This window comes from Paenibacillus sp. P4_A7, assembly GCF_056402455.1.
Genome location: NZ_JBFUHJ010000509.1, coordinates 1 through 3,839, shown reverse-complemented (window position 1 = coordinate 3,839; position 3,839 = coordinate 1). Strand labels below are relative to the sequence as shown.

Below are 3,839 nucleotides of genomic sequence, written 5' to 3'. Positions count from 1 at the left end.
TTATTGAATCACGCACTTCACGAGACTTCTCAATAATCTCATCTTCCGTTCCTGTAGCTTTAGCAGGATCATCAAACCCCCAATGCCAACGTTCTGCTTTATCGTTACGAACAACTGGACAGTTATCATCAGCGTGAGCACATAAAGTAATGATATAATCCGCTTTGCTCAAAATCTCAGGGTCAATAACATCAGAAGTATGATTAGAAATATCGATTCCAGCTTCTTTCATGATGGCAACTGCTCGAGGGTTTAAGCCATGTGCTTCTAAGCCTGCACTTTTGACTACAAATAGATCGCCTCCCAATGCGTTTAAGAATCCATCGGCAATTTGGCTGCGGCAAGAGTTTCCTGTACAAAGAAAATACACTAATTTTTTGTCCATTGTTGAACAGCTCCTTATTATTGTTATGAAATAAGACTTAACCACAGATATAAACCAATAAGAGTGATTAGTAGGGTCGGAACGGTAAGAACAATACCAATTCGGAAATAATAACCCCACGTGATTTTAACGCCCTTTTGAGAAAGTACATGCAGCCACAATAACGTCGCCAGAGAACCAATTGGTGTAATTTTTGGACCTAGATCGCTACCAATGACATTCGCATAAATGAGCGTTTCTCTAATCACACCTTCTGTTTCTGTACCTTGGATAGCAAGGGCGTTAATCATGACTGTAGGCATATTGTTCATTAAAGAAGAAAGAAATGCCGCTAAGAAACCCATTCCAATCGTTGTAATAAATAATCCTTGACCTGCGATATATGCAATCACAGTCCCCAAAGCATCGGTTAGACCTACGTTCTTCAATCCATAAACAACTACATACATCCCGATCGAGAAAATAACTACCGACCAAGGTGCGCCTTTAATGATCTTTGTAGTTTCAATCTGCTTGCTTGAACGTGCGAGTAAAATAAATACGATAGCTGCGATTCCTGCTATGATGGAAACCGGAATCTTAATGAAACCACTTATCAGATAAGCGATCAGCAGGACACTAAGTATGACCCAGGATAGACGAAACAATTTTTTATCTTTAATAGCTTCAGAAGGTTTTTTAAGCTGAGTACTATCATAGTTTACTGGGATGTCTTTTCTAAAGAAAATGAACAAGACCAACAAACTTGCACCTAATGAAAATAAACTAGTCACAATCATTCTGCTTGCGAAAGTTGCAAAATCAATGCCGAAAAAATCAGCAGAAACGATGTTAACTAAATTACTTACAACTAAAGGCAGTGATGCTGCATCCGAAATAAAACCACTAGCCATAATAAAAGGCAATATCATTTTATCGGGAAATTTCAATGCTCTAACCATCGCTAGAACAATCGGTGTCAAGATTAACGCCGCTCCATCATTGGCAAAAAATGCAGCCACCGCTGCTCCAAGTAAAATGACATATACAAACATCAATCTGCCATTTCCTTTTGCGATACGGGCCATGTGCAAGGCTGACCATTCGAAAAAACCGATATCATCTAATATTAATGAAATTAGAATAACAGCTACAAAAGCTAATGTCGCATTCCAAACGATGCCTGTAACTGTCACCACGTCATTTATCGTGACAACTTGAAAGATGAGAGCTAACAAGGCTCCTCCTGAAGCTGACCAGCCGATATTAAGCCCTTTCGGCTGCCAAATCACAAAAGTTAAAGTGAGTAAAAAGATAATAACTGCAAGATACATCACTTGCTCCTCCTACCCACAACAAGAGTCCGATTTGGACACTTGTGTGCTGCAGCATCCACTGCTTGATACCCGCTCATCTTCAAGATTAATACTTGATTGAGCACCAATGCTGCATACTCCTGTTTCTGGTAGTTCTAGTTCAACTCTTTCTGCTGATTCCATATCACCAACTAAAGCGGCTACAACAGATCTTACTTGCTCATATCCTGTAGCCATCAAGAACGTCGGTGCTCTTCCATAACTTTTGGATCCAACGATATAAAAATCCTTTTCGAGCTGTCGCAGCTCCTTTTCGCCATGAGGTCTTACTGTGCCGCAACTATGGACATTGGGATCAATGAGTGGAGCTAGCTCCGACACACATTCCAGGCTAGGATCTGTGGTCACTCTAACTTCTCGTACAAAGGATAAATCCGGTCGGGAACCCGTGTTTGAAATGATTTCATCAATCCCTTCAATAGAAATCATTTCTCTCCCAATTGATCCAATGACTTGTACTTTTTCCCCATTCATTTTTAACTTTTCGATATGGAATGAGGACATGACTTTGATGATACCTGTATCAACTAATTTCTGAATTCGTATACCGAGTTCTCCTCTAGCAGGAAGGTTATCTGCGTCACGTCCACCATACACACCTTCAAGATTTGATTTTCTTAGTACCCAGACAATTTCAGTATCTTTTACCTGCTCCTTAAGAGACCCCAGGTCCAAAAGTGTATGAATAGCGGAATGACCACTCCCAACAACGAGAACTTTCTTTCCGCTGTAACGCTCCTGTTGATCCCCAAGTATATCGGGTATTCCATAATAAATCTGGTTAAGAAGAGACTGCTCTTCTGCTGTAAACACACCTGCGGCATGGACTGGATTGGGATTAGTCCAAGTCCCGGATGCATCGATAACTGCTTTTGCTTCAAAAACGAACCGTTCTTCATTTTTTTCAACATAGATCACGAACGGAAGCTGTTCACGTCCTTGTGTTTTGACTTTACTTATTCCCTTACGGCTAACCGCAGTCACTTTGGCATTCACATGAATATAAGGCTTCATCTCCGGTAGCTCAGACAAAGGCTTTAAATACATGTCAATTAATTCTTTACCTGTTGGGATTTTGGCATGATCTGGAGCTACCCAACCGCTTGAGAGTAGTAATTGTTTTGCAGCTTTATTGATATTGAACTCCCATGGAGAGAACAACCGTACATGTGCCCATTTCATAATATTTGCGCCCACATCTTCTCCCGCATCAAATAGCACAAAGGACTCTCCTCGTGAAATGWGATGTGCTGCTGCGGCTAATCCTACAGGCCCTGCACCTATAATGGCTACGGGCAGTTGTTTGTTTTCGTTAGTTGGCGCGCTACAGCAACTACCTTGATTATTAATCCGGGTAACCTTGCCATTATTCTTTACTTTTATCATCGTAGTTCCTCCCATTAAATCAATTTTTCTTGATTAATCATTCAAAAAAATTAGCAACAATTGTTGCCGACATTTGTATTAGGTCTGAAGATGCAGCAAAGCTTCTCTGATAGGATATGATCTACCCCATCTTGGTTAATTTCATAATAGCTCCATGTACCGCGCGTTTCCTTAAGAAGAAAACCAGCGTCCAACAATATTTTTAAATGGTACGACAGTTTGGACTGAGGCATTTCGACGATTTCTACAAGATCACAGACACAAGTATTCCCGCGTTGCACCAATTCATATAGAATCTGAAGACGCTTCTCATCTGCAAGAGCTTTAAATTTCGCTTCGTATTCTTTGAATGAAACAATTGGTATCATCTTGGYCACCTTCTTTCTATTCCAAGCAAAAAACCGATTTACTTTAAATCAATTTTTTTTGATATATAATTACTGAATTCAATTTACCATATCACTTTCTGAGACGTCAATCATTAATCAAAAAAAATTGATTTAATAATTCTCTACACATTAGCTTCTGTAATTGTGCTTCTCTAAAAAAAAGAGATGACGATTATGTCACCTCTTTTACTCACCGTTTTACTTGGCTTATAAGTTCGTATTTAGCGTTTGTATCTTAACGTATAATTATGCAAATTTGAATGATCCTTTTTATTTCAGATCTTAGAAAGCGCTCTCTCTTTAAGCGATTACTTAATTACTCGT

General features: G+C 39.5%; 4 protein-coding genes. All 4 read right to left on the bottom strand.

What is annotated here, in order from left to right; genetic code table 11:
- Positions 1-385, bottom strand: a 385-nt coding sequence (gene arsC, locus AC1DWN_RS29965) for an arsenate reductase (thioredoxin) (RefSeq protein WP_477562517.1), incomplete at its 3' end; no start/stop codon positions are given.
- Between the two features lie 23 nt (positions 386-408).
- Entirely contained in the window at positions 409-1,698 is a 1,290-nt protein-coding gene (locus AC1DWN_RS29960) for an arsenic transporter (protein ID WP_477562516.1), read from the bottom strand.
- 12 nt (positions 1,699-1,710) lie between these two features.
- On the bottom strand, positions 1,711-3,126 hold the full coding sequence (locus tag AC1DWN_RS29955) for an NAD(P)-binding domain-containing protein (protein WP_477562515.1): 1,416 nt from the start codon (positions 3,124-3,126) through the stop codon (positions 1,711-1,713).
- A gap of 50 nt (positions 3,127-3,176) precedes the next feature.
- Entirely contained in the window at positions 3,177-3,494 is a 318-nt protein-coding gene (locus AC1DWN_RS29950; RefSeq protein ID WP_477562514.1) for an ArsR/SmtB family transcription factor, read from the bottom strand.
- Positions 3,495-3,839: the final 345 nt, after the last annotated feature.

Bases quoted from the DNA above. Each gene is read 5' to 3' on its own strand.
- AC1DWN_RS29960 (WP_477562516.1), bottom strand. From the start codon at position 1,698: ATGTATCTTGCAGTTATTATCTTTTTACTCACTTTAACTTTTGTGATT.
- AC1DWN_RS29950 (WP_477562514.1), bottom strand. From the start codon at position 3,494: ATGATACCAATTGTTTCATTCAAAGAATACGAAGCGAAATTTAAAGCT.